Source organism: Kribbella sp. C-35 (assembly GCF_046549195.1).
Lineage (GTDB): Bacteria > Actinomycetota > Actinomycetes > Propionibacteriales > Kribbellaceae > Kribbella.
In genome coordinates, this window is record NZ_JAJPWG010000007.1 from 1 (window position 1) to 25,093 (window position 25,093).

At 68.8% G+C, this 25,093-nt stretch carries 23 protein-coding genes and 1 rRNA gene; 20 read left to right on the plus strand and 4 right to left on the minus strand.

Annotation, left to right across the window (positions count from 1 at the left end; genetic code table 11):
- From rrf to ACLJOO_RS37635, 4 genes are all read left to right on the plus strand, one after another.
- Nucleotides 1–76: ribosomal RNA gene (rrf, locus tag ACLJOO_RS37620) — 5S ribosomal RNA — on the plus strand; the annotation flags it as partial.
- 769 nt (nt 77–845) lie between these two features.
- A complete protein-coding gene (locus ACLJOO_RS37625; RefSeq protein WP_410792488.1) occupies nt 846–1,502 on the plus strand; it encodes a hypothetical protein in 657 nt (218 codons plus the stop codon).
- Nucleotides 1,499–2,392, plus strand: a complete 894-nt coding sequence (locus ACLJOO_RS37630) for a hypothetical protein (RefSeq protein WP_410792490.1) — start codon at nt 1,499–1,501, stop codon at nt 2,390–2,392. Before ACLJOO_RS37625 ends, ACLJOO_RS37630 begins: the two co-directional genes overlap by 4 nt.
- A 3-nt stretch (nt 2,393–2,395) precedes the next feature.
- Nucleotides 2,396–3,259 carry a CHAD domain-containing protein gene (locus ACLJOO_RS37635; RefSeq protein ID WP_410792492.1) on the plus strand — a complete coding sequence of 288 codons (864 nt, stop codon included), beginning with the start codon at nt 2,396–2,398 and terminating at the stop codon, nt 3,257–3,259.
- Between the two features lies 1 nt (nt 3,260).
- On the opposite strand, the gene ACLJOO_RS37640 is transcribed toward ACLJOO_RS37635, so the two are convergent.
- Complete coding sequence (locus ACLJOO_RS37640) at nt 3,261–4,412, minus strand: DUF1015 family protein (RefSeq protein WP_410792494.1); 1,152 nt, start codon at nt 4,410–4,412, stop codon at nt 3,261–3,263.
- Nucleotides 4,413–4,436: 24 nt separating this feature from the next.
- Between ACLJOO_RS37640 and ACLJOO_RS37645 the strand changes: the two genes are divergently transcribed.
- The 15 genes from ACLJOO_RS37645 (at nt 4,437) to ACLJOO_RS37715 (ending at nt 22,443) form a co-directional block, all read left to right on the plus strand.
- Nucleotides 4,437–5,543 (plus strand): HAD-IIA family hydrolase, encoded by a 1,107-nt coding sequence (locus ACLJOO_RS37645; RefSeq protein ID WP_410792496.1) that lies wholly within the window; start codon nt 4,437–4,439, stop codon nt 5,541–5,543.
- A gap of 163 nt (nt 5,544–5,706) precedes the next feature.
- Nucleotides 5,707–6,219 carry a polyhydroxyalkanoate synthesis protein PhaF gene (locus ACLJOO_RS37650; protein ID WP_410792498.1) on the plus strand — a complete coding sequence of 171 codons (513 nt, stop codon included), beginning with the start codon at nt 5,707–5,709 and terminating at the stop codon, nt 6,217–6,219.
- A gap of 1 nt (nt 6,220) precedes the next feature.
- A complete protein-coding gene (locus ACLJOO_RS37655; protein ID WP_410792500.1) occupies nt 6,221–6,679 on the plus strand; it encodes a hypothetical protein in 459 nt (152 codons plus the stop codon).
- Nucleotides 6,680–6,691: 12 nt separating this feature from the next.
- Nucleotides 6,692–7,507 carry a TlyA family RNA methyltransferase gene (locus ACLJOO_RS37660; RefSeq protein WP_410792502.1) on the plus strand — a complete coding sequence of 272 codons (816 nt, stop codon included), beginning with the start codon at nt 6,692–6,694 and terminating at the stop codon, nt 7,505–7,507.
- A 9-nt stretch (nt 7,508–7,516) separates the two neighbouring features.
- Nucleotides 7,517–8,458: an NAD kinase gene (locus ACLJOO_RS37665; RefSeq protein ID WP_410792504.1), complete on the plus strand. Its 942-nt coding sequence runs from the start codon at nt 7,517–7,519 to the stop codon at nt 8,456–8,458.
- A 2-nt stretch (nt 8,459–8,460) separates the two neighbouring features.
- Nucleotides 8,461–10,191, plus strand: coding sequence for a DNA repair protein RecN (gene recN / locus ACLJOO_RS37670; protein ID WP_410792506.1), 1,731 nt, complete (start codon nt 8,461–8,463; stop codon nt 10,189–10,191).
- A gap of 109 nt (nt 10,192–10,300) precedes the next feature.
- Nucleotides 10,301–11,482, plus strand: coding sequence for a putative cytokinetic ring protein SteA (steA, locus tag ACLJOO_RS37675; RefSeq protein WP_410792507.1), 1,182 nt, complete (start codon nt 10,301–10,303; stop codon nt 11,480–11,482).
- Complete coding sequence (locus ACLJOO_RS37680) at nt 11,479–12,426, plus strand: copper transporter (protein ID WP_410792509.1); 948 nt, start codon at nt 11,479–11,481, stop codon at nt 12,424–12,426. Before steA ends, ACLJOO_RS37680 begins: the two co-directional genes overlap by 4 nt.
- Before the next feature lies 1 nt (nt 12,427).
- Nucleotides 12,428–13,237, plus strand: coding sequence for a hypothetical protein (locus tag ACLJOO_RS37685; protein WP_410792511.1), 810 nt, complete (start codon nt 12,428–12,430; stop codon nt 13,235–13,237).
- A complete protein-coding gene (gene murJ, locus ACLJOO_RS37690) occupies nt 13,216–14,793 on the plus strand; it encodes a murein biosynthesis integral membrane protein MurJ (RefSeq protein ID WP_410792513.1) in 1,578 nt (525 codons plus the stop codon). The genes ACLJOO_RS37685 and murJ overlap by 22 nt, the downstream gene beginning before the upstream one ends.
- Nucleotides 14,790–15,815 (plus strand): glycosyltransferase family 4 protein, encoded by a 1,026-nt coding sequence (locus ACLJOO_RS37695; protein WP_410792514.1) that lies wholly within the window; start codon nt 14,790–14,792, stop codon nt 15,813–15,815. The genes murJ and ACLJOO_RS37695 overlap by 4 nt, the downstream gene beginning before the upstream one ends.
- 21 nt (nt 15,816–15,836) lie before the next feature.
- Complete coding sequence (locus ACLJOO_RS37700; protein WP_410792516.1) at nt 15,837–17,582, plus strand: CTP synthase; 1,746 nt, start codon at nt 15,837–15,839, stop codon at nt 17,580–17,582.
- Nucleotides 17,579–18,229 (plus strand): NUDIX domain-containing protein, encoded by a 651-nt coding sequence (locus ACLJOO_RS37705; protein ID WP_410792517.1) that lies wholly within the window; start codon nt 17,579–17,581, stop codon nt 18,227–18,229. Before ACLJOO_RS37700 ends, ACLJOO_RS37705 begins: the two co-directional genes overlap by 4 nt.
- Nucleotides 18,230–18,337: 108 nt before the next feature.
- Nucleotides 18,338–21,709, plus strand: coding sequence for a GH92 family glycosyl hydrolase (locus ACLJOO_RS37710; RefSeq protein ID WP_410792518.1), 3,372 nt, complete (start codon nt 18,338–18,340; stop codon nt 21,707–21,709).
- A complete protein-coding gene (locus ACLJOO_RS37715; protein ID WP_410792520.1) occupies nt 21,706–22,443 on the plus strand; it encodes a peptidylprolyl isomerase in 738 nt (245 codons plus the stop codon). Before ACLJOO_RS37710 ends, ACLJOO_RS37715 begins: the two co-directional genes overlap by 4 nt.
- Here ACLJOO_RS37715 and ACLJOO_RS37720 read toward each other — a convergent pair.
- Nucleotides 22,426–23,034: a hypothetical protein gene (locus tag ACLJOO_RS37720; protein ID WP_410792521.1), complete on the minus strand. Its 609-nt coding sequence runs from the start codon at nt 23,032–23,034 to the stop codon at nt 22,426–22,428. The genes ACLJOO_RS37715 and ACLJOO_RS37720 overlap by 18 nt on opposite strands.
- A 28-nt stretch (nt 23,035–23,062) precedes the next feature.
- Here ACLJOO_RS37720 and ACLJOO_RS37725 point away from each other — a divergent pair, with 28 nt between their 5' ends.
- Nucleotides 23,063–23,467: a cupin domain-containing protein gene (locus ACLJOO_RS37725; RefSeq protein WP_410792522.1), complete on the plus strand. Its 405-nt coding sequence runs from the start codon at nt 23,063–23,065 to the stop codon at nt 23,465–23,467.
- A gap of 7 nt (nt 23,468–23,474) precedes the next feature.
- Here the strand turns inward: ACLJOO_RS37725 and ACLJOO_RS37730 are convergent, their stop codons facing one another.
- A complete protein-coding gene (locus ACLJOO_RS37730) occupies nt 23,475–24,170 on the minus strand; it encodes a DUF4386 family protein (protein ID WP_410792524.1) in 696 nt (231 codons plus the stop codon).
- Between the two features lie 92 nt (nt 24,171–24,262).
- Entirely contained in the window at nt 24,263–25,087 is an 825-nt protein-coding gene (locus ACLJOO_RS37735; RefSeq protein WP_410792526.1) for an LLM class F420-dependent oxidoreductase, read from the minus strand.
- Nucleotides 25,088–25,093 lie beyond the last annotated feature (6 nt).

Consider the following 25,093-nt stretch of genomic DNA (forward strand, 5'->3'; position numbering starts at 1 on the left):
GAACCTGGAAGTTAAGCCCGCCAGCGCCGATGGTACTGCGACCGGGAGGTCGTGGGAGAGTAGGACGCCGCCGGACATTCACACTGTTAAGGGCCACCCCACTAGGGGTGGCCCTTAGCATTTGTGGAGGGTCGGCGGCTGCCGACCAGGACGTCACCTCCCGCTGCCGGCGCGGTAACGTTTGTCCGATTACTGCTCTTCAGCATCGTTAGGAGTCACCGTGGCGACGCCACCTCGCAATCCTCGGTCCGGTTCAGGGGACCGTCGCGGTTCGTCCGGAGGCGGCGGCCGCTCAGGCGGGTCCGGGGGTGGACGTTCAGACTCCGGTCGTTCGAACTCGTCTGGTCGCTCAGGCTCATCTGGTCGTCCGGGCTCGGGTGCCGGCCGTGGCGGCTCTGGCGCAGGTCGGTCGGGGTCGGGCGGCGGTCGTTCGGGGTCTGGATCTACATGGTCCGGCTCCGGGGCTGGTCGTTCTGGTACTGGCTCTGGTTCTGGTGCGGGTCGTGGCGGTTCCGGTGCTGGTGGCGGTAGTCGCGGAGGTTCTGCGGGTCGTAGCGGTGGGGCGCCGAGTCGGCGGGGCGGGATTGCCGGTGGGCGTTCGGGTGGCTCGGGCGGTTCGTCGTACCGGGATCGGGATGAGAGTTCGTCCGAGAACAGGCGGGGGTTTGTCGGTTCTCGGGGTGATGACAAGTCTGCGCGGGATCCGTTCCGTGGGCAGATGTCCGGCCAGGGTGACCGGGACGATCGCTCTGGTGGGTACCGGCGTGACGATCGGGGCGGTTCGGGACGCGGGCCTGGCGCGGGACGCGGCGTAGCCGGCTCCCGGCGAGACGACCGCGGCGGACGTGACGACCGCGGCCGCGACGACCGCAGCGGGTACCGACGCGACGATCGCGGAGGCGACGACCGCGGTGGATACCGGCGTGATGACCGTGGCGGTGACGATCGCGGTGGGTTCCGTCGGGACGACCGCGGCGGTGATAGCCGTGGTGGGTACCGCCGCGATGAGCGTGGTGGTGAGCGCGGCGGGTATCGGCGTGATGACCGTGCCGACGGCGGTCGTGACGATCGCGGACGTGATGATCGTGGTGGTTACCGGCGTGATGACCGCGGTGGTGCTAGCGGTGGTGGGTACCGGCGTGATGAGCGTGCGGATGGCGGGCGTGACGAGCGTGGGGATTCCCGGCGGGGGGCTGGGGACTCTCGGGGGCGTGGGCCTGCTCGGGCCGGTGGGCCTGGGCGGGGAGAGCGCGGTGCTTTTCGGCGGGATGAGCGGGGCGACTCGCGTGGGCGGTCCGGAGGTCGGGACGAGCGCGGCGGGTTCGAGGCGCGGGACGAGCGGCGTGGGTCCGGCGGACGGGACGAGCGGCGTGGGTCCGGTGGCCGGGATGAGCGGCGGGGCGGGCCTCGTCGGGAGGATCGTGAGGAGAAGGTCGGGCCGCGGCGCGATGACCCGAAGATTCCGGAAGGGATCACGGGTGCTGAGCTCGATCGTGGGGTGAAGGCTGAGCTGCGGTCCTTGCCACGGACGTTGGCGGACCTGGTGGCGCAGCATCTGGTGGCGTCGGGGCGGTTCCTCGACGACGACCCGGAGCTCGCGTACCAGCACGCCCGGACCGCGCGGCGGTTGGCGGCTCGGCTTGGCGGTGTGCGGGAGGCTGTGGCGATCACGGCGTACCTGGCTGAGCACTACGACGAGGCGCTCACCGAGTTCCGTGCCGTACGGCGGATGACGGGTAACCACGAGGTCATCGCGATGATGGCCGACTGTGAGCGGGCGCTCGGGCGGCCGGACAAGGCGTTGGCGCTGACCAAGGACAAGCACGTTCATGACGTGTCTGAGGCGACGCAGGTCGAGCTGCTGATCGTGGCGGCTGGGGCGCGGCGTGACAAGGGTCAGACTGCGGCGGCGGTCCAGATGCTCGAGGTGCCGGAGCTGACCAAGCGGACGCGGGCTGAGTGGTTGCCGCGGCTGCGGTATGCGTACGCCGATGCGCTGGCGGAGGCTGGGCGGACCGATGATGCACTCGTCTGGTTCCACCGGGCGGCCGGCGTCGACGGTGACGGGGTGACGGGTGCGGCCGAGCGGGCTGCGGAGCTCGAAGGCCTCGAGTTCACCGACCTCGACGAAGACGACACAGTTGTGGACGACGAGTACTTCGAGGACGAGGACACCGACGCAACCACGGACGCGGACGACGAGGACGCGGACCTGGACACCGACGAGGCGGACGACACCGACGCTGACGACGACGCCGACGTTGACGACGTTGACGAGGTGGACACCGACGAGGACCTGGACGACGAGGACGAAGACGACTCTGAGGACGACGAGGGGTCTGAGGGTGTTGGGGAGTTGACGGGCGGGGAGTCCAAGGGCGGCGAGGAGTAGGGCGTGGAGGGTGCGGGCGCGGCGGCGGGCGACCAGGCGGTTGGCGTGCTGGTGGGGACCGCGCTGGCCAAGGGCGCGCGGCGGCTCGAGAAGTCTGTTGGGATGGTGGAGAAGGGCGAGGACGACGCCATCCACCAGGTACGGGTGTCGTGCCGGCGGTTGCGGAGCGATCTGAAGCTGTTCCGCAAACTGCTGGCCGGCGACTGGGCGACCGAGCTGCGCGCCGACCTGGCTGCACTCGCGCAAGCCTGCGGCGAGGCCCGGGATCTCGAGGTGATCGCGGCGCTCGTCCGCGAAACCGCCAACAGCGAGGACAACCCGGAACACGTCGACACGATCCTCTCCACGCTCACCCTCGGCCTGGAACGCGCCGCGGCCCGCTCCGCCGAGGTGGTCCTGGGGGAGTCCACCAAGGCCCTCCTCATCACCATCGATGCCGTAGCAGCAGCCCCCGACCTCAACGCCAAGGCAGAAAAGCGCTGCAGCGAGGTCCTACCGCAGCTCCTCCGGTCCGCCACCGAGAAGTTCACACAGGCTGCGGACAAGCTCAAGCCCTGGACCTCAGACGACGACTGGCACGAGGTACGGCTGCTGGCGAAGCGAGTCCGCTACGCCGCCGACACCAGCGCCGCTGTACTCGGTGACGAAGCACGGACGACCGCAGCGCACGCAGCGACGTACCAAGAGCTCCTGGGGCAGCACCAGGACCACTGCGCCGCGGCTGACGCCCTGACTGCCATGGCTGTCGACGCAGCAGCTCAAGACGACCCAGAGCTCTCGTTCACGCTCGGACGGCTCACAGAGCGCCACCGGGCCGCCCGCAGGCCTCTCCGGGAGCAGTTCCTCGCGCTGTACCACCGCCCCTGACTCAGAGGGTCCGGAACAGCAGCCCTACCCGCGGCTTCGGGCCGAACGACGTGGCCTTCTGCGGCAGTACGACGCCTTGCGCGGCTGAACGCAGTACCTGGTCCATCCGGGGCGCTGCGAGCTCCACAGCGAGCTGCTGAGGGCCAGCCAACGCCAGCGCGTCCGAAAACGTGTGATGGAAGCTGAGGTCTTCGTCGACCACACCCCACGCCGGAAACAGCACCTCGTGCAGCAACGCAACGGTGGGCGCCTCGGAATCAGTGTGCAGAGTCAGCCAGCTGGAACCGTCCGTCACCGAGATGCGGTCCGGGTCGCCCTCCACCCGACCAGGCTGCATCTGCCAGCCGGCCGGCGTCCGTGACTGCACAGTCATCAGGTCCAGACCCGGTACGACGCGGTGGATCGGGTCCAGCGTCAACGGGTGCCGGATGTAGTCGACCAGCATCGCCAGACCGGCCTCTGCGGTCGGCCGGTACGGCTCGCGCAGCTGACGCTCCAGGTACGCCGCATACCGGTGATGACCGTCCGCGATGACCGCCTCGTGTTTGGCCAGCTCCAGCTCGATCGTCGCCAGTACCTCTGGGTCGTCGATCCGCCAGATGCGGTGTTCGGCGCCGTTGTACGTCTCGGCCTCCACCCACGGCTCACCGGACCGTGCCGCGTCCACAGCATCACTCGCCACGCCACCGTCGGCGTACGCGAGCAGAATCGGCTCCAGGTCGGCGTCCGTTGCCTCCATCAGCTGCAGCCGGTCGTCGACCCAATGCGGCATGACCTCCTCGTGCGGGAGCACCACTTGCCGTGTCGGGTCCAGTCGCAGTGAACCGACCAGTCCGCACAGTAAGGCGCTCCCCAGGCGCTGCTCGTACACGTACAACGCGGGCCGCCCGTCCTGCACCACCACACCGTCCCGCTGCCACCCGGCGAGCCGGTGCGCGGGTTCGTCGTACCGGCCGCGGCCGAGGTCAGGATCGCGTGGAAGGATGAGCCTCACCATGTTGTGCAGATCAGAGTCAGTCAGCCGCCGGACGATGGCGGGTTCCAGCACGTCGTACGGCGGTGAGGTGACGGCGCCGAGCGCGCTGACCTTGCCCGCCACGAACCGCCAGGCACGCAGTGGGTCGAGTCTCAGCACCCCCCGAGGATCCAGCATGCGCGGAATCGTACGGGGTGAAGCGTGAGCGCGGAACGCACAGCGCCGGAGCCGCTCTCGGCGTGTGACGAACCGCTCGCGACCCGGTACGACGTGGCGCTGCTGGACCTCGACGGCGTCGTGTACGTCGGGCCGGATCCGGTCCCGGACGCGCCGGAGAACCTCCGCAAGGCCGCCAAGGAAGGCATGCGGATCGGGTACATCACGAACAACGCGAGCAGGCCGGCCGGGATCGTTGCCGAGCACCTCGCGTCGTTCGGGCTGGACGTGATCGCCGAGGACGTGGTGACGTCGGCGCAGGCGGCGGCGAAGCTGATCGCGAGTGAGTTCCCGAAGGGGTCTCCGGTGCTCGTGGTCGGCGGCGAAGGGCTGATCGTCGCGCTCGAGGAGTATGGGCTGACGCCGGTGCGGACCAGCGACGCGCGGCCGGTCGCCGTCGTCCAGGGCTTCCACCCGGACGTGAACTGGGTGATGCTCGCCGACGGCGCGCACGCGATCCACGAGGGCGCGAAATGGTTCGCGACCAACCTCGACCTGACGATCCCCACCGCCGCCGGCAAGGCGCCGGGGAACGGCACGCTGGTGCAGGCGATCCGGGCCGCGGTCGACGTGGACCCGGTCGTTGCCGGGAAACCCGAGCCGCCGCTGCTGGAGACGAGCATCGAACGGCTGGAAGCCAAGCGTCCGTTGATGATCGGGGACCGGCTCGACTCCGACATCGAGGGTGCGAACGCGGTCGGGATCGCGAGTCTGTGGGTCGCGACCGGCGTGAACGACGCGTACGACCTGGCGCGGGCGCCCAAGCACCAGCGTCCGACGTACATCGCCGCAGGACTTGGGGCGCTGGCCGAGAAGCAGCCCGGCGTGACCGTCAACGGCTCGAAGCACACATCGGCCGGGTGGACCGCCGAGGTCGTGAACAACGCGGTCACGGTGAAGGGCGAGGGAGCGCCGTATGACGGATTGCGCGCGATCCTGTCCGCGGTCTGGGCTGCCGTCGATGCCCCCGCCGAACCCACGAAACCCGCCAAGGCCACTGCCCGCGGCCGCCGCCCCCGCCCCAAGCCCGCGCCAACGGCGGACGAGATCGCCCTCGACGCCGCCCTGCACCGCATCGGGCTCGAAAACTAGCCCCCTGAGCTGCAGGGTTGCCCACTGAGAATCTCAGGGGGCAACCCTGCAGCTGAGTGGATGCCCACCGAGTTGGAGGGTTTGCGCGCAGGGGCACCGGGGGCGGGGTGGTGTTGGGGCGGCGAGGCGATACCGTTGCTGGGGACGATGCGAGGAGGCAGTCATGGTGATGGACGCACTGCGCGGCTACGTACAACTGGCGAACGGGTTGACCGAGGTCACCAAGCAGAAGGCCCAGGCGGCTGCGAAGGCGTTGCTGCAGCAGACCGGGGCGGACGCGCTGACGACCAGGGCGAGTGACCTGGCCGACGAGATCGTTGCCACCAGCAAGAGCAATCGTCAGCTGCTGCAGGCGATCGTGTCGAACGAGGTCGAGGGCGCTGTGGCGCGGCTCGGGTTCGTCCGCTCCGAGGAGGTCGCGGCGCTGACCCGTCGGGTGAGGGCGCTCGAGACCGAGCTCGCCGAGGCGCAGGCGGCTGCGGCTGAGCCGGCCGTGGACGAGGTGGTCGAGGCCACCGTGGTCGAGGACGTTCCGGCGCCTGCCAAGAAGGCGGCGAAGAAGGCTCCTGCGAAGAAGGCGGCTGCCAAGAAGAGCGCGCCGGCGAAGAAGGCTGCGCCCGCGAAGAAGGCTGTTGCGAAGAAGGCGGCCAAGAAGGCTCCGGCGAAGAAGGCCTGACATGACCGAGCATCCCGGCGAGCAGCTCCCTCCGGACATGGACCCGGACGTCGAACCAGGCTTCGACCCGTATCAGTCCGAGGAGACGCAGTCGCACCCCGACTACGACACCGAGCCCGGCGCCCAGGACACGGCCCAGGACGCGGCGCAGGAGTCGGTGGAGCACCTCGATCCGGCAGCGGTCGAGTTCGGCCCGGAGTTCGCGCGCGCCCCGGGCCAGGAGCACGAACACTCCTTCGTGGCCGAGTCCGCCGAGGACCCGGCGTACGAGGCCGAAGACCAGGTGAGCCAGTCCACCGATGAAGAAGGTGGGCATCCGTTGGTTGAGGAGACGATGGCTCGGCTGGATGAGTTGCGGGAGAAGCCGGTGAGTGAGCACGGTGAGGTGTATGCCGACCTGCACGAGCGGCTGCAGACCGCCTTGGTCGAGGCCGACGCCGAGCAGGGCGACCGGAACTAGCGGAAGAGCCGAGTGGCCAAGGGAGTCAAGCGGTCGCGGCTCGATGCCGAGCTGGTACGGCGTGGGCTCGCGCGCTCCCGTGAGCACGCGAGCGAACTGATCGCGGCCGGCAAGGTGAAGGTTTCCGGGACCGTGGCCGGTAAGCCCGCGACCGGGGTCGGTGCGGATGCCCCGATCGTCGTCGACACGTCCGAGCACGAGGACCCCGGCTACGCGAGCCGCGGCGCGCACAAGCTGATCGGCGCCCTCGAAGCGTTCCCGGCTGTCCAGGTCAAGGGCCGCCGTACGCTCGACGCCGGTGCGTCCACCGGCGGATTCACCGACGTACTGCTGCGCAACGAGGCCGCGCACGTGATCGCCGTCGATGTCGGGTACGGCCAGCTGGTGTGGGCGTTGCAGACCGACGAGCGGGTCACGGTGATGGACCGGACCAACGTCCGGACGCTGACGCTCGAGGACATCGGTGATGAACCGGTTGATCTCGTGGTCAGCGACCTGAGTTTCATCAGCCTCACGCTGGTGCTGCCGGCGCTGCTCGGGGTGGTGAAGCCGGACGGCGAGCTGGTGCTGATGGTGAAGCCGCAGTTCGAGGTCGGCAAGGAACGGCTGGGCAAGGGCGGCGTGGTCCGGGACCCCGAGCTGCGGGCTGAGGCGGTCCGGAATGTCGCCGCCAAGGCGCACGACCTGGGCTGGGGAATCGAAGGCGTCGCGGCCAGCCCGTTACCTGGACCGTCAGGAAATGTCGAATACTTCCTGTGGATACGCCGGGAAGCACCGGCCCTCGATGAGACGATGCTCCAAACGGCGATCGAGAGCGGACCGCAATAAGGAGGCAGGGTGGCTGAGCACGAGCCGAGGCGCGTGCTGCTGGTGACGCACACCGGCCGGGAGCAGGCGGTCGAGGTTGCCCGTGACGCGCACCGGCTGCTGACCGACGCCGGGATGCAGGTCCGGCTGCTCGGCGGTGAGGCCGAGGAGCTCAAGCTCGACCCGGTGGAGATCGTCGACGACCCGGAGAAGGCGGCGAACGACGTCGAGCTGATCATGGTGCTCGGCGGCGACGGCTCGATCCTGCGCGGCGCCGAGCTCGCCCGCCCGCACGGTACGCCGGTGCTCGGGGTGAATCTGGGCCATGTCGGGTTCCTGGCCGAGGCCGAGGTCGACGACCTGGAGCGGATCGTCCAGGTGGTGGTGGACCGCAGCTACACGGTCGAGGAGCGGATGACGCTGGCCGTCGACGTCCGGCTGGACGACGACCTGATCTTCGAGACCTGGGCGCTGAACGAGGCGAGTGTCGAGAAGGCCGCCCGGGAGAAGATGCTCGAGGTGCTGGTCGAGGTCGACGACCGCCCGCTGTCGCGCTACGGCTGTGACGGTGTCGTGGTGGCCACGCCGACCGGCAGTACGGCGTACTCCTTCTCCGCCGGCGGACCGATCGTCTGGCCCGAGGTCGAGGCGATCCTGATGGTGCCGCTGAGCGCGCACGCGTTGTTCTCGCGGCCGATCGTGGTGGCGCCGACGTCGCGGCTGTCGATCGAGCTGGTCCCGTCCTGGCACGGGCGCGGCGTGTTGTGGTGCGACGGCCGGCGGATGGTCGAGGTGCCGCCCGGCGCCGAGATCCAGGTACGGCGGGGTTCGACGCCGGTCCGGCTGGCCCGGGCCCACGAGGCGCCGTTCACCGACCGGCTGGTGGCGAAGTTCGACCTCCCGGTGCTCGGCTGGCGTGGAGCCGCCGAGCGCAAACGCAACGGCAACGGCAACGGCCAACAGGAGAACTGACAATGCTTTCGGAGATCCGCATCACTGGGCTGGGCGTGATCGAGGACGCGACGTTGGACCTCGACCCGGGCTTCACCGCCGTCACGGGTGAGACCGGTGCCGGCAAGACGATGGTTGTGACCGGGGTGAACATGCTGCTCGGCGGCCGTGCCGACAGCGGCCTGGTGCGGCACGGGACGCGCCGGGCGCGGGTGGAGGGTCGCGCGAGTAACGTACCGCGGGCGATCGTGCAGCAGGCCGAGGACCGTGGCGGCGAGCTGGACGACGACGAGCTGCTGATCGCGCGCGAGCTGTCGTCGGAGGGTCGTTCGCGGGCGTTCCTCGGCGGCGCGTCCGTTCCGGTGTCCGTGCTGGGTGAGATCTCCGGGGATCTCGTCGCGATCCACGGGCAGGCGGATCAGTGGCGGCTGCTGCAGCCGGCGCGGCAGCGCGAAACGCTGGACACCTTTGCGGGCAAGCCGGTTCTGGTGCCGCTGCAGGAGTACGCCGCAGCGTACAAGCGGCACCGTGAGGTCGACGCCGAGCTGACCGAGCTGACCACCCGCGAGCGTGATCGTCTCGCCGAGGCGGATCTGCTGCGGTTCGGTTTGAACGAGGTCGCGAAAGCCGAGCCGTTGTCCGGCGAGGACACCGAGCTCGCCGCCGAGGAGGATCGCCTCGCGTATGCGGACGGTCTGCGTACGGCGGCCACGAACGCGGCGGATGCGCTGGCCTCGGAGGACCTCGATTCCACCCGGCCGAACGACGTACTCGGCCTGCTGGCGTTGACGAAACAGGTCCTCGACGGCGAGCGCGAGCACGACGCGAAGCTCGCCGAGCTGGCCGATCGTGCGGGCGAACTCGGGTACCTGGCGGCTGATCTGGCTCAGGAGCTCTCGTCGTACGCCGCCGATGTCGACACCGATCCGGCGCGGCTGGCTGTGGTGAGCGAGCGACGTTCGCTGCTCACCAACCTGGTTCGCAAGTACGGCGCTGAGCAGGGCACCGTGGACGAGGTCATCGAATGGACGAAGCGGTCGGCAGAGAGGCTGGCCGAGCTCGACGGCAGCGACGAGCGGGTCGAGCAGTTGACGGCCGAGCTGGCCGAGCTGGACGCGAAACTCGCGGACCTCGGTCAGCAGATGCGGGAAGCCCGGGTCGAGGCGGCCGCACGGCTCGGCGTCGCGGTGTCCGAGGAGCTGACCGGGCTGGCGATGCCGCACGCGAAGCTGACCGTCGAGGTGCACGAGACGACGGCCGGCCCGTTCGGCATCGACGAGGTCGAGTTCTGCTTCGCGGCGAACCCGGGAAGCCCGGCGCGCCCACTGCAGAAGGCGGCGTCCGGAGGTGAGTTGTCCCGGGTGATGCTCGCGCTCGAGGTGATCCTGTCGGACACGCATCCCGTGCCCACGTTGGTGTTCGACGAGATCGACGCCGGGATCGGCGGCCGCGCGGCGGTCGAGGTCGGCAAGCGGCTGGCCCGGCTGGCGGAGAAGGCCCAGGTGATCGTGGTGACGCACCTGCCGCAGGTCGCCGCGTTCGCGGACCGTCATGCCGTCGTCCTGAAGAGCGACGACGGATCGGTCACCACCAGCGGCCTGGTCGCTCTCGACGACGACGCCCGGCTGAAGGAACTCTCCCGGATGATGGCCGGCCTGGAGAACTCCGACGCCGCGCAGGCGCACGCCGAGGAACTCCTCGCACTGGCCGCCGAACGGCACAAACCGCGCCGGAAGACTCGTTCCAAAGGATGATTTGATGCCCCGAAACACACATAGTCACCGTTAATTCGGTGCGTGAACAAGGGCTGGGCCGGGTAAATGGCCCGGGAAGGGGCTCTTGACATGGCAGGATGAGGGTGCGATGAAACTGCCCAGCCTGCGGAGAGCACGACCTACTGAACTGCCCGGCGTCACCGGCGTGGTCCGGCTGGATCGACGTACCAAGAATCTCACCAAACGGCTCAAGCCGGGTGAGATCGCGGTCATCGACCACGTCGACCTGGACCGGGTGAGCGCCGAGGCCCTCGCCGACTGCCGGGTCGCCGCGGTGGTGAACGTCGCCGACTCGATCAGCGGGCGGTATCCGAACCTCGGGCCGGAGATCCTCGTCGAGGCCGGGATCCCGCTCGTCGACGGCGTCGGCCGCGAGGTCTTCTCGATCCTGCACGAGGGCGAGCAGGTCCGGCTCGACGACGGCACGCTGTACCGCGGCCACGAGGCGGTCGCGAAGGGCATGTCCCAGGACAGCAAGTCGGTCGCGGAGCTGATGGACGACGCCCGCGCCGGGCTGTCCACCCAGCTCGAGGCGTTCACCGCGAACACGCTCGAGTACCTGCGTCGTGAGAAGGACTTGCTGCTCGACGGCGTCGGCGTACCGGCGATCCACACGCCGATGGAGGGCAAGCACGTCCTGATCGTGGTCCGCGGGTACGACTACCGCGAGGACCTGGTCGCGCTGAAGCCCTACATCCGCGAGTACCGGCCGGTGCTGATCGGTGTCGACGGCGGTGCGGACGCGCTGGTCGAGAACGGGTTCGTCCCGGACCTGATCCTCGGCGACATGGACTCCGTGAAGGACGAGACGCTGAAGTGCGGCGCCGAGGTGGTCGTGCACGCGTACCGCGACGGTCGCGCGCCCGGGGCCGAGCGGCTCGAGCGGCTCGGCGTGGAATCGATCGAGTTTCCGGCCACTGGCACCAGCGAGGACATCGCGATGCTGCTGGCCGACTCCAAGGGTGCCTCGCTGATCGTCGCGGTCGGCACCCACAACTCGCTGGTGGAGTTCCTCGACAAGGGGCGCCCCGGCATGGCGAGCACGTTCATCACCCGGTTGCGGGTCGGTGCCAAGCTGGTCGACGCCAAGGGCGTCTCCCGGCTGTACCGCAGCCGGGTCTCGACGTTCCAGGTGGTCGCCTTGATGGTGGCCGGCCTGTTCGCGGTCGGGGTGGCGATGGTCGCCATCGGGGCCGACGACGTCGTCTGGTCGATCCTGCGGGCGCGCTGGGGCGACTTCGTCTATTGGATCCGGGAGCTTTTCACGTGATCGACTTTCGCTACCACATCGTCTCGATCGTGGCGATCTTCTTCGCCCTGGGCGCCGGGGTGGTGCTCGGCGCCGGACCGCTGAAGAGCACCGGCAAGGACTTCGTCGCGAGCCAGGCCGAGAAGGACCGTCAGCAGCTGGCCGACGCCCGCGCCGAACTGGTGCAGGTGAAGGCGCTCGACAAGTACCGCGACGACTATGTTGCCAAGGTGACCGCCGGGATGACCGCCGGCAAGCTGACGAACAAGAAGGTCGCGATCGTCACGATGCCGAGCGCGGACAACGACCTGACCAACAGCGTGCAGGACGAGGTGGAGAAGGCCGGCGCCGTCGTCACCACGAAGGTCGCGCTGGACGCGAAGCTGTTCGACACCGGTCAGCGGCAGCTGGTCGAGTCGCTGGTCAACCAGCTGGTCACCGCGGACATGCAGATCCCGACGGACAGTACGACGTACCAGCGGGCCGGGCTGCTGCTGGCGCGCGGGATCGCGGCCAAGGAGGACGGCAAGACCGGCGACGCGGACTCGACCAAGGTGATCAGCGGGATGACCGGCGCGAAGCTGCTGTCGCTGAAGCCGTCGCAGATCAAGGACCGGGCGACGCTGGTCCTGGTGATCGCGGCGAAGCCGCCGACGCCGCTGCCGGACAACTCGACGTACAACGACAGTGTCGACTTCCTCGAGGGCCTGGACACCGGGAGCAGCGGTGTCGTGGTCGCGGGCACGCCGGTGACCGCGGGCGACGGCGGACTTCTCAAGGCCTTGCGGAGTGACTCCGAGGCCACCAAGATCGTTTCTTCGGTGGACGTGGCCGACATCCCCGCCGGACAGGCGACAGTCGTCTTCTCGCTGGTCGAGCAGGCGGAGGGCAAGGCGGGGCAGTACGGCGCGATCAACGCGAAGAACGGCGTCGCGCCGTCGGCCGTACAGACGAAGGACAACTGACGTGGGAATTCTGAGCGCCGCCATCGCGGCAGCCGCTACTGCCGGGCTCGAGCGTGCGGCGGAGAAGCTGCCGAAGGAGACGCGGGAGCCGTTCGAGCGGACCAATCACCGCGGCGAGTCGGTGACGCTGCTCGAAGGTCCGGTCGCGGTGCTCGGTGCGCTGGCCGGCGTCGCGGCGTCCCGCGGCAGTGGCAAGGTGAAGGTGGCCGCGCTGGTGGCCGGCACGGTGTCGGGCGCGGTCGGTGCGTACGACGACCTGCGCGGAACCACGCAGGCGAAGGGTTTCCGCGGTCATCTGAGCGCGTTGAAGCGCGGCGAGGTGACGAGCGGCGCGGTGAAGATCCTCGGCGTCGGCGCGGCCGGTCTCGCGGCCGCCGCGTTGCTGCCGCGGAAGTCGCGCGGGGTGAAGGCCGTCGCCGGAGTCGTTGCCGACGGCGCCTTGATCGCCGGTACGGCGAACCTCACCAACCTCCTCGACCTGCGGCCGGGCCGCGCGCTCAAGGCCGTGACCGCCCTGAACGCACCGCTGGCCGTGGTGAACGGTCCGGCCGGTGCCGTCGTCGGCGCCGCCGCCGCGTCCGCCCCGTCCGACCTCGGTGAGCGTTCGATGCTGGGCGACTGCGGCGCGAACGGCCTGGGCGCGATCACCGGTACGGCGCTCGCCGCGTCGCTCCCGCGTCCGTTGAAGACGCTCGTGCTGGCGGCCGTCGTCGGCCTCAACCTGGCCAGCGAGAAGGTCAGCTTCACCAAGGTCATCGCCGACACCCCGGTCCTCGACAAGATCGACCAGTGGGGCCGTCGGCCCAGGTGAGCAGGCTCGCCCGCGCGGCCCTGGTTGTTGCGGCCGTCACGGTTCTGGCGCGGGTTGTCGGCTTCGGCCGATGGTTGGTGTTCTCGAAAACTGTCGGCGCGGGCTGTTTGGCTGAGGCGTACACGACGGCCAATCAGCTGCCCAACATTCTCTTCGAAGTGGTGGCCGGCGGGGCGCTGGCAGGCGCGGTCATTCCCGTGCTGGCCGGGCCCGTCGCCCGTGGCGACCGGGCGGCGCAGGGGCGGATCATCGGGGCGTTGCTGTCCTGGTCGTTCGTGCTGCTGGCCCCGGTCGCCTTACTGGCCTGGGTTCTGGCGGGGCAGTACACCGACGCGATGCTCGACCCCGGCGCCGACTGCGCGAGCTCCACAGCGACCGCGACCCGGATGCTGGCGATCTTCGTGCCGCAGGTCTTCGGGTACGCCGTGGCAGTGGTCGCGACCGCGGTTCTCCAGTCCCACAAGCGTTTCGCTGCCGGTGCGTGGGCGCCGCTGATCTCGAGCCTGGTGGTCGTCGGCACCTACTTCCTGTTCGCCGCCACGGCACCTGACGCGGACTCGGCCTCGCAGGACGCCACTGACCTACTGGCCTGGGGTACTACGGCCGGTGTCCTCGCACTGGCCCTCACAGTGCTCGTCCCGATGCTCCTGCTCCGCCTCCCGATCAGACCGACGCTCCGGCTGGACCCAGGCGTCGGACCGGTACTGCGGAGGCTCGCACTCGCCGGCCTGGCAGTACTGGTCGCGCAACAGCTCACCTTCGTCGTCACGACGTACCTGGCCAACCACCGTGGCGCAGCAGGCAGCATTGCCGTGTACACGTGGGCCAACGCGGTCTACCTCCTGCCGTACGCGGTGCTGGCCGTGCCGATCACCACAGCTGTGTTCCCGCGTCTGGCAGCAGCGTTCGAGGCAGGGGAGGGCTTCGACCGCTACGCCGCGGCGTCCACCCGCGCGGTGATGCTGGCCGGCGGCGCCGGTGCCGCACTCCTCGTCGCTACGGCGGTACCGGTCGCCAGGATCTTCGCGTACGACGACGGCGCGGTGCAGGAGGCCAAGGCGACCTCACTGGCCAACGGACTCCTCGCGTTCGCCCCAGCTGCTATCGGGTTCGCCGTACTGATGCATGTCGGCCGGGTGCTCTACGCACGGCACTCCGGACGTGAGGTGGCCGTGGTGACGTCCGCGGCCTGGATACTCGTTGCTGTAGCCGGTGTGGTGCTCACGGCTCAGTGGGACGCAGTACCGTCGCTGGCCGCCGCGATGTCCGTAGGGATGGTCGTAGGCGCGGTGACGCTGCTCCTCGTACTGCGCCGCGAAGCAGGACCAGCTGTACTTGCTGGCGTACCACGCGCTCACCTCACAGCACTGGCAGGCGCTGTGCTGGCCGGTGCGGCCGGTTGGGCGGTCGCACTGCCTTCAGGAGATGGCGGAGTGGGTAAAGCAGTGGTATTCGCGCTCCTCTCCGGGCTGGTCGCCGTCGTCGTGTACGCGGTGGTCGTGCTTGCATTGGATCGCGCGGACGCTCGCGCACTCGTACGACGGGAGAAACCATGAGGATCGGGCTGCTGCTCGCGGAGTCGCGGGGCGGCATCGGGCAGCACGTTGCCTCGCTGGTGCCGCGGTTCGTGAGTGCGGGGCACGAGGTGGTGGTGTGCGCTCCGCCGGGCACGGCCGAGCACTTCGACTTCGCCCCGGCGACTGTCGTCTCCCAGGCCGCCGGACTGCGTGACTGCGACGTCATCCACGCGCACGGCTACCGCGCCGGCATGACCGCGCTACGGGACAGGTCCCGGCTGCGCCCGCTGGTCGTCACCTGGCACAACGCGGTGATCGCGCCAGGCCCACGAGGCCTCGTGATGCGGATGGGACAGCGGCTAGTTGCCAGAGGCGCTGACCTGACCTTGGGGGCCTCCACCGATCTGGTGGACCTGGCCAAGAGCCTCGGCGCCCGCAACGCGCAGCTGGCACCTGTGGCCGCTCCGGCGATGCCACGGATCCGTGCACGGCGCGCCGCCGTACGGCGGGAGCTCGGACTCGGCGATCGGCCCATGGTGCTCACTGTGGGACGCCTGGCTCCGCAGAAGGACTACCCGACCTTGCTGTCCGTCGCTTCTCGTGTACACGAGTCGACTCCGGACGCGGTGTTCGTGGTCGTCGGTGACGGACCGTTGCGGGACAACCTGCAGGCGCGGATCGACGCGGAGCAGCTGCCGGTCCGGCTGCTCGGGCACCGCAACGATGTGGCCGATCTGCTCGGTGCGGCCGATGTGTTTCTGCTCACATCGCACTGGGAGGCGCGCGCCCTCGTACTGCAGGAGGCGATGCAGGTCGGCGTACCCGTGGTCGCTACCGCGGTCGGCGGCGTACCCGAGCTGGTCGGGGACAGCGCCGTACTGGCGTTTCCCGCTGACGCGGACGGGCTGGCCGACGGGGTACGGGCCGTGCTGGCGGAGCCTGATACCGCGAACGCTATGCGGACACGCGGCCGGGAGTTGGCGTCCAGATGGATGGACGAGGACGCGGTGGCGAAGAATCTGCTCGACATCTACGCGGGTCTCGTCGCGACCGGTGGTTGACAAGAGGTAGGCTGGAGACCCGTGGACAGGGCTTCCAATTCGCAGCAGACCAAGCACGTATTCGTCACCGGTGGCGTGGCATCCAGTCTCGGTAAGGGACTGACAGCGTCCAGCCTCGGCAGTCTGCTGACGGCACGGGGCATCCGCGTCACGATGCAGAAGCTGGATCCGTATCTCAACGTGGATCCCGGCACCATGAACCCGTTCCAGCACGGCGAGGTGTTCGTCACCAACGACGGCGCCGAGACCGACCTGGACATCGGCCACTACGAGCGTTTCCTCGATCGGGACCTCTCCCAGGTCGCGAACGTCACCACCGGGCAGATCTACTCGAGCGTGATCGCCAAGGAGCGTCGCGGCGAGTACCTGGGCGACACCGTCCAGGTGATCCCGCACATCACGAACGAGATCAAGGAACGGATGCTCGCGATGGCGGGCCCGGACGTCGACGTCGTCCTGCACGAGATCGGCGGCACCGTCGGTGACATCGAGTCGCTGCCGTTCCTCGAGGCGGCCCGGCAGGTCCGGCACGACGTCGGTCGCGACAACGTGTTCTTCCTGCACATCTCGCTGGTGCCGTACATGGCGCCCAGCGGTGAGCTGAAGACCAAGCCGACCCAGCACTCGGTCGCTGCGCTGCGGTCGATCGGTATCCAGCCCGACGCGATCGTCTGCCGCGCCGACCGGCCGATCCCGGACAGCGTGAAGCGCAAGATCTCGCTGATGTGCGACGTCGACGTCGAGGCGGTGGTGGCCGCGGTGGACGCGCCGTCGATCTACGACATCCCGAAGGTTGTGCACGCCGAGGGCCTCGACGCGTACGTCGTACGCCGGCTGAACCTGCAGTTCCGTGACGTCGACTGGACCCGTTGGGACGAGCTCCTGCGGGTCGTACACCACCCGAAGGACGAGGTCACGGTCGCGCTCGTCGGCAAGTACATCGACCTGCCGGACGCGTACCTGTCGGTCGCCGAGGCGCTGCGCGCGGGCGGGTTCGACAACGACGCCCGGGTGAACCTGCGCTGGATCGCCTCCGACGAGTGCGCCACGCCCGAGGCCGCGGCCCGGCTGCTCGGTGACGTCGACGCGATCTGCATCCCGGGCGGGTTCGGGGTGCGCGGGATCGAGGGCAAGATCGGCGCGATCCGGTACGCCCGCGAGCAGGGCGTCCCGATCCTCGGGCTGTGCCTCGGCCTGCAGTGCATGGTGATCGAGGTGGCCCGTGACCTGGCCGGTCTCGACCAGGCGAACTCGAGCGAGTTCGACCCGGACGCGGAGCAGCCGGTGATCGCGACGATGGAGGAGCAGAAGCACATCGTCGACGGCACCGGCGACCTGGGCGGCACGATGCGCCTCGGTCTGTACCCGGCGAACCTGGCCGACGGCTCGATCGTCCGCTCGCTGTACGGCGCCCCGTCGGTGCAGGAGCGGCACCGGCACCGCTACGAGGTCAACAACGCGTACCGGGACAAGCTGGAGACCGCCGGGCTGGTGTTCAGCGGGCTGTCGCCGGACAACGAGCTGGTCGAGTTCATCGAGCTGGACCGCTCCGTGCACCCGTACTTCGTGGCCACGCAGGCGCACCCGGAGCTGCGGTCGCGGCCGACCAAGCCGCACCCGCTGTTCTCCGGGCTGGTCGCGGCCGCCATCGAGCGGCAGCGCGAGTCCCGGCTCCCGGTCGAGGACCCGAAGCCGGTGGCCAAGAAGACGGGTGCTGAGAAGGCTGGTGCTGAGAAGGCCAAGGCCGAGACGGTCAAGGCTCGATGACGGACTACCCGGAGCTCCGGTTCGGCGCCGGGCTGGCGGATCAGCCCGAGCGCTGGCCGGTCTCCGCCTCGGAGACCGTGCACGAGACCGGCCGGGTGATCTCGGTACGCCGGGACACCATCGAACCGTCCGGCGGTGAGTCGTTCGTCCGCGATGTCGTCGTACATCCCGGAGCCGTCGGCGTGGTCGCGCTCGACGAGAACAACCGGATGCTGCTCGTACGTCAGTACCGGCACCCGGTCGGCTACAAGCTGCTCGAGGCGCCGGCCGGGCTGCTCGACGTCCAGGGGGAGCAGTACCGCCTGGGCGCCGAGCGTGAGCTGTGGGAGGAGACCGCGACCAAGGCCGCCGACTGGCGGATCTTGGTCGACGCGTTCACTTCACCCGGCCTGACGAACGAGGCGGTCCGGATCTTCCTGGCCCGCGACCTGTCACCGGCTCCGGAGTCGTTCGAGAGGGTGCACGAGGAGGCCGACATGGAAACCGTCTGGGCCCCCCTCATCGACGTCGTCGGCGCCGCCCTCGCCGGCCACCTCCAGAACCCCATCCTCATCATGGGCGCCCTCGCCGCCTGGACCGCCCTCAACGGCCCCGGCTTCGAAACCCTCCGCCCCGCCGACTCCCCGTGGCCGGCGAAGGACAGCTGAGGTTCCGGAACTTCGTGTAGTCCTTGACGTGCGTTCTGTAGCCGGGTATTTGTTGCTGACAACGATGTCACACCGCCCAGCTCACTCCGCCCAAGGTTGGTCCCGCCCATGCGTCGTTCCGCCCTGTCTGTTGTGCTCGCCAGCGCCCTGATCGCAGCTCTGGCACCTACTACTCAGGCTCTGCCCTCGCCGGCGCCGCCCGGCTCCAGTGATCATCCGACGACGGCGACGCCGCCCGATCCGGCGGCTGCTGGCCTGCGTACGCCGGAGGCTGTCGGGAGTAGCCGGATTACGAGTAGTTCTTTGGATCCGACTGAGCAGGTGGATCCGTTGGTGGGTACGTCGAATGCGGGGAACGTGTTTCCGGGGGCCGTCGTGCCTTTCGGGATGTTCTCGTTCAGTCCGGAGACGAGTCGGGGGAATGCTTACCGGACGGCCGCCCCGGGCGGGTATTTGTACTCGGCGAGCAAGATTCGTGGGTTCAGCCTGACGCACATGAGTGGGACCGGTTGTGCTGGCGGGTCGGGGGACATCCCGGTCTTCCCGTTGGCGGGTGAGGTGACGAGCTCGCCGCAGAGTGACGCGAAGGACGAGCTCTACGCGTCGACGTACAGCCACGCTCAGGAGATCGCGAAACCCGGGTACTACAAGGTCGGGCTCGACTCCGGTGTGACGGCTGAGTTGGCTGCCACGACGCGGACCGGGTCGGCGGCGTTCACGTTTCCGGCGGACAAGGCCAAGACCTTGATGTTCCGTACGTCGAACTCCGAGGTCGGGTCCAGCGACGCACAGGTCAGCATCGACGCGGCGCACCGCACGGTCAGCGGGTCGGTGACGAGTGGGAACTTCTGCGGCTACCTGGCAAGCGTCGGCCAGCGCAGCTACTACACGCTGCATTTCGTCGCCGAGTTCGACCAGCCGTTCAAGAACCAGGGCACCTGGACCGACACCACTGTCTCCCCGGGAAGCACTCAGGCGAGTGGCGGTACGACGTACGGCACCGACGGGTGGATGCCGCCGAACAAGGGATCCGGTGGGTACGTCGGCTTCGACAGCGACAAGGTGACGATGCGGATCGGCATCTCCTACGTGAGCACCGCCAACGCGCTGGCGAACCTGCGCGCCGAGAACCCGCGCGGTACGTCGGTCGCCGTCACGGCCGCGAAAGCCAAGCAGACGTGGCGAAAGCAGCTCGACCGCATCGAGATCACCGGCGGTACGACGGACCAGCGCACCACGTTCTACACCGCGCTGTACCACGCCCTGCTGCACCCGAACGTGTTCAGCGACGTCAACCGGCAGTACTGGGGTTTCGACCAGAAACCGCACTACCTGTCGCGCGGACAGCAAGCGCAGTACGCGACGTTCTCCGGCTGGGACGTCTACCGGTCGCAACTGCAACTAGTTACATTGCTCGAACCCGAGCGGGCCGGAGATATCGCGCAGTCGCTGTTCAACCAGGCCACGCAGAACGACGGCATCTGGGACCGGTGGACCCACGCGTCCGGCAGTACGGCGGTGATGACCGGCGACCCGTCCGCACCAGCCGTGGCCGGCATCTACGCGTTCGGCGGCACGAACTTCGACGCCCGCGGCGCACTGCGCTCGCTGGTGAAGGCAGCGACCGTACCGACCGCGAAGGACCTCAGCTCGGCCGGCAAGCCCGTCATGTCGATCGGCCAGCGACCGTCGCTGGACAAGTACCTGGCACTGCACTACATCCCCACGAAGTCCAACGCCTGGGGCGGTGCGGTCGAAACGCTCGAGGACGTGACAGACGACTTCGCACTGGCTCAGCTCGCACTCCGGCTGGCTCAGGGGACCGGCGACAACTCGACGTACCAGAAGTTCCTCACCAGGTCGCAGTACTGGCAGAACGTGTTCAACCCGGCTAACGGCGGCTACGTCCAGAACCGGGACGACAACGGCGCCTGGCCCGCGTTCACGCCCTCGACGTACGACGGGTTCGCTGAGGGGAGTAGTGCGCAGTACAGCTGGATGGTGCCGCACAACCGGGCCGGTCTGGTCGATGCGATGGGCGGTACGAACGCCGTGAACCAGCGGCTGGATGCGTTCTTCAAGAACCCGGACGGGACCTGGGCGCTGACCGGTGCGGGTGAGCTCCACGCCGAGATGGACAACGAGCCGTCCATCAACACGCCCTGGATCTACAACTACACCGGACGCCCGTACCAGACGCAGGAGACGTTGCGGCAGGCAATGAACCAGCTGTGGAACACCAGCACCGGCGGGATCCCGGGGAACGACGACCTCGGTGCTATGTCGTCCTGGTACGTGTGGACCGCTCTCGGCCTCTACCCGGACGTACCGAGCCGTGCGGAGCTCCAGGTCGCCGCACCGCTGTTCCCGCGGGCTGTGATCCACCGCGACGGCAAGACCATCCGGATCAACGCTCCGGGTGCGGATGCGCAGTACGTGCAGTCCCTGAAGGTGAATGGGAAGACCTCCACGAAGCCCTGGCTGCCGGAGTCGTTCGTGCAGCGTGGTGGGACGTTGGACTTCACTCTCGGTACGACGCCCAACAAGACCTGGGGCGCGAAGGACGCACCACCGTCGTGGCGGACCGGCGAGATCCCGTTCCAGACCTCTACGGACACCAGCCGCGTAGTCATCGCTCCTGGCACCACCAGCGCACCTATAGCGCTGCAGGCGCACCGGCTGAGCGGGACGGCGCAGGACGTCAGCTACACGCTGACGACACCTGCTGGTCTCACTGCGACACCTAGTACCGGCACATTCCACGTCGACAAGGTCGGTAGCGCGTCGGTGACGATCACAGCCGCCGCCGGTACGCCGGACGGCCGATACCCCGTCACAGTGCAGATGAAGGCAGCCGACGGAACCGCCTTGCCACAGGTCGGTTTCACTGTGGTTGTAGGTCAGCCGAACTCGTTCTTCGTACTACGTGAAGGCGTGGGCATCTCAGACGACAGCAGCGACCACACCGAGGCGGACTACGACGGCGGCGGCGTCAGCTACTCACGTCAGGCGCTGGCTACGGCCGGTGTGACTGCAGGCGGCACAGGTACTGTCCAGGGCCTCAACTTCACGTGGCCCGACATACCCGCCGGCGACCCCGACAACGTGCCGGCCGACGGACAGCTGCTCAACCTGAACCTGCCCGCCGGTACGACGAAGCTGTCTTTCATCGGCAGTGCGGTCAACGGCAACCAGGAGACGACCGCGACGCTCAACTACGCGGACGGTACGACGTCGCAGCTCGACCTGTCCTTCAGTGACTGGACCCTGGGCGGTGGCGGCGACACCCTGCACTACGGCAACGTGATCGTCGCAACCACGCCGTACCGCAACGAATCGGGCGGTGGAAAGGACAACGTCACCACGCACATCTTTGCCACGGCGCCTGTGACGTTGACGCAGACGCCGGTCAGCATCACGCTGCCGAAGAATCGTGACCTGAGGATCTTCACCGTGGCAACGGGAGGGAACGCGCAATGAAGAGAACCATCGTGATCGCGGCGCTGACAGTGGCCGCTCTGCTGGTCGCCACAGCACCGGCCGACGCTGCCGGTACGCCTGGTACGTCTGGTACGCCGCCGAGCACCAAAGGACCCTGCGGCTACACCGTGACGCCGGACGAGCCGCCTGCCCGTCCGGTGTCGCTACCGCCCGACCCGCAACACACACCGGACAAGGGGATCGTCAGGGTCGTCGTCGCGACCACCCAGGGGCCGATGCTGCTGTCGCTGGACCGCGCGAAGGCGCCGTGCACGGTGCAGAGCTTCCTGCACCTGGCGAAGAGCAGGTTCTACGACTTCACCACCTGTCACCGGCTCACGCTGTACCCGACGCTCAAGGTGCTGCAGTGCGGTGACCCGAGCGGTACGGGCGAAGGCGGGCCGGGCTACTCGTACAAGGACGAACTGCCCACCGACCTGCCGAACTGGCCGGACGACCCGACCGGGACGCGGAAGGTGTACGCGCGCGGCACGCTGGCGATGGCGAACGCCGGCCCGAACACCAACGGGTCGCAGTTCTTCCTGGTCTTCGGGGACTCGCGGCTGCGGCCGGACTACACCGTCTTCGGTTCGGTCGACCGCCTCGGGCTCGCCACGCTCGACCGCGTGGCGGCCGGCGGTATCGCGCCGACGCCCGACGACCCGGCACCGGTCGACGGCCCGCCGGTGCGCAAGACCGACATCATCGTCGCGCGGTCACTCGGCTCTCGCTGATCCCCTGGCTTCGCCGCCGTCCTCCGCGAGGGCGGCGGCGACCAGGCGGATGTTCGCGGTGAACTCGTCGGCGGGGATCTTCGGGAGCATGTCGTCCCAGGCCGCGATCATCGCGCCGCGGAGTTGCATCATGCCGAGAGGGCGGGCGAGGAACCACAGGTGGAAGTGCTCGCTGCCGTCACCCCAGCGGTTGAAGTGCGTCCGGCCCACGCTGTCGATGCTCTGGATCGCTTTCGCGACGCGCTGGATCACCGAGCCGAGGGTGGCGGTCAGCTCAGGTGGCAGGTTGTCGAGGCGGTAGTGCTCGCGCGGCTCGAGGATCGCCACGAGCGGCAGGCCGGTCGGCTCGAACGCCTTCAGTGACCACTGCTCGTCGCGCCAGATCACGTTCCCGTCCGGATCCGCACACTTCGGGCACGGCTGACCGCCGTCCTCGCCGCGTCGTGGCGGTTCGGGCAGCACCGGATCGGCCAGCGGCACCACCTGCAGGTCGCCCTCGAACGGGAAGAACGGGGAGCCGAGCAACGGTTCGGCCGACACGCGTTCGCCGTACGGCAGGCGGCGGTGGTACTCAGAGGGCAGCTCAGTCATGGACCGCACTCTGCCGGAGAATCGGTGCATGGAGAAGCCGGAATTGGCCGCACTGCTCGACCTCGAACCGCATCCGGAGGGCGGGTGGTACCGGGAGACCTGGCGTTCGCCGGTCGAGTTCGAGCCGGAGGGGTACGACGGGACTCGAGCCAGCGCGACTGCGATCTACTTCCTGCTCGCGCCGGGGGAGGAGTCGCGATCGCACCGGGTACGGTCGACCGAGCTCTGGCTGTGGCACTCGGGCGGGCCGTTGACCTTGGAGTACGACGATCAGACGGTCACCCTCGGGCCGGACGTGCGAGCCGGGCAGCGCCCGCAGGTGGTGATACCTGCGGGCGCGTGGCAGGCAGCCCGGCCCGTGGGTGACGAGGCGGTGCTGGTGTCGTGCATCGTGTCGCCGGGTTTCGACTTCGCCGACTTCACGATGCGCTAGACCTCCTCTACGTCTGCGGAACGATGCCTTCGCCCGCTGTTACCTCTGGGAGGTGTTCGCGGACCATGTAGCCGCCGGCGCAGGCGATCCACACAGCCGAGAGCAGCAACGGGATGCCGGTCATCAGGAAGCCGCCGGCAACGAACGCGCCGTCGGAGGCGAACACACCGAACGAACCGGCGAACGACACCACTGCAGCCAGCAGCGCCAGATAGCCGAGCCAGTTCGGCATCAGGTGCGTGCGCAGCACGCCGAGGCCGGCCGCAGCCAACGGCAGCGTAGCGGCGAAGCCGATCATCGTGGTCATCACCGCGCTGAGCTCGTACATCGCCATGGTCAACCCGGCGTCCCGGCCGTCGATGGCGAAGGCGGTCGCACCGGTGATGGCGGCGTTCACGAAGATCGCTCCACCCACCAGCACCGAACCGGCGAGCAACGCCAGGTGCACATCACTGCGCTCGTCGCGCTCGCGCATCGCCTCGGCGAACGCGGACGCGAACCAGATCACCAACCCGCCCGCTGCGGCCCACATCAGCGCGCTGGTCAGGATCATGCCGCGGTTGTCGCTCAGCCACGCCGTGATCGTGCCCTGCGATTCGTCGACGGTCGGTGGATTGCCGGGCAGGAACCTGCCCAGGAGTGCCAGGACGACGAAGGCCAATCCAGCAAGGCCGCCCCAACGCAACTCGTGTCGCTCAGTCATGAGAACACCTCCAACATGCACCACCCCGATGTGGTGCACCTACTGCTGATATTCCCCCCTTCTGGCCGGGAATCAAGAGGCTGTTTCTGCGCCTACTGGAGAACGGTTGCCAGCGCCTCGTATCCAGGGAGCAGGTCGATGCCTTCGTGGCCCAGTTGCTGGATCGCGACGTGGTCCGCGCCGGCGTCCAGATGGGCCTTCAGCCCGGCCGCGACCTCGACCGCGGAGCCGTGCAGGACCATCGCGTCGACGAGCCGGTCGCTGCCGCCGTCGGCGAAGTCGTCGTCGGTGAATCCGAGCCGCTTGAAGTTGGTCGTGTAGTTGCTCAGCTGCAGGTACGGCGCCAGCCGGTCACGGGCCGTAGCGCGGGCGATCTCCGGATCGGTTTCCAGCACGACCATCTGCTCCGGGGCGAGCAGCACCCCGCCGCCGAGCGTGCGGCGCGCTTCCCGGGTGTGCTCCGGAGTGGTCAGGTAGGGGAGTGCCCCGGCTGTCCGTGCGCCGGACAACTGCAGCACCTTCGGGCCGAGCGCGGCCAGCGCCCGCCGGTCGGTCGGCACCTTCGCATCGTCCAGTTCGTCGAGGTATCCGACGATCGTCTGGTACGGCGACTTGTACTCGCCGGTGGCCTCCCGGTGCCCAATGCCGACGCCGAGCAGGAACCGCCCCGGGTGCTCCTCCTCCAACCGGTGGTACGACGCCGCGACGTCGGCCGCCGGAGACTTCCACATGTTGACGATGCTGGTGCCGACGGCAACCGAACTCGTTGCGGCCAGCAACACCTCGGCGTCCCGCAGATCGTCCTCCGGCGAGCTGCCCAGCCACAGCGTGCCGTACCCCGCCTGCTCCAGTCCCGCCGCGAGCTCCGGGCCGTAATGCTGGCCGCCGTGCCAGATCCCGTACCGTCCCAGTTCCATCGCCAC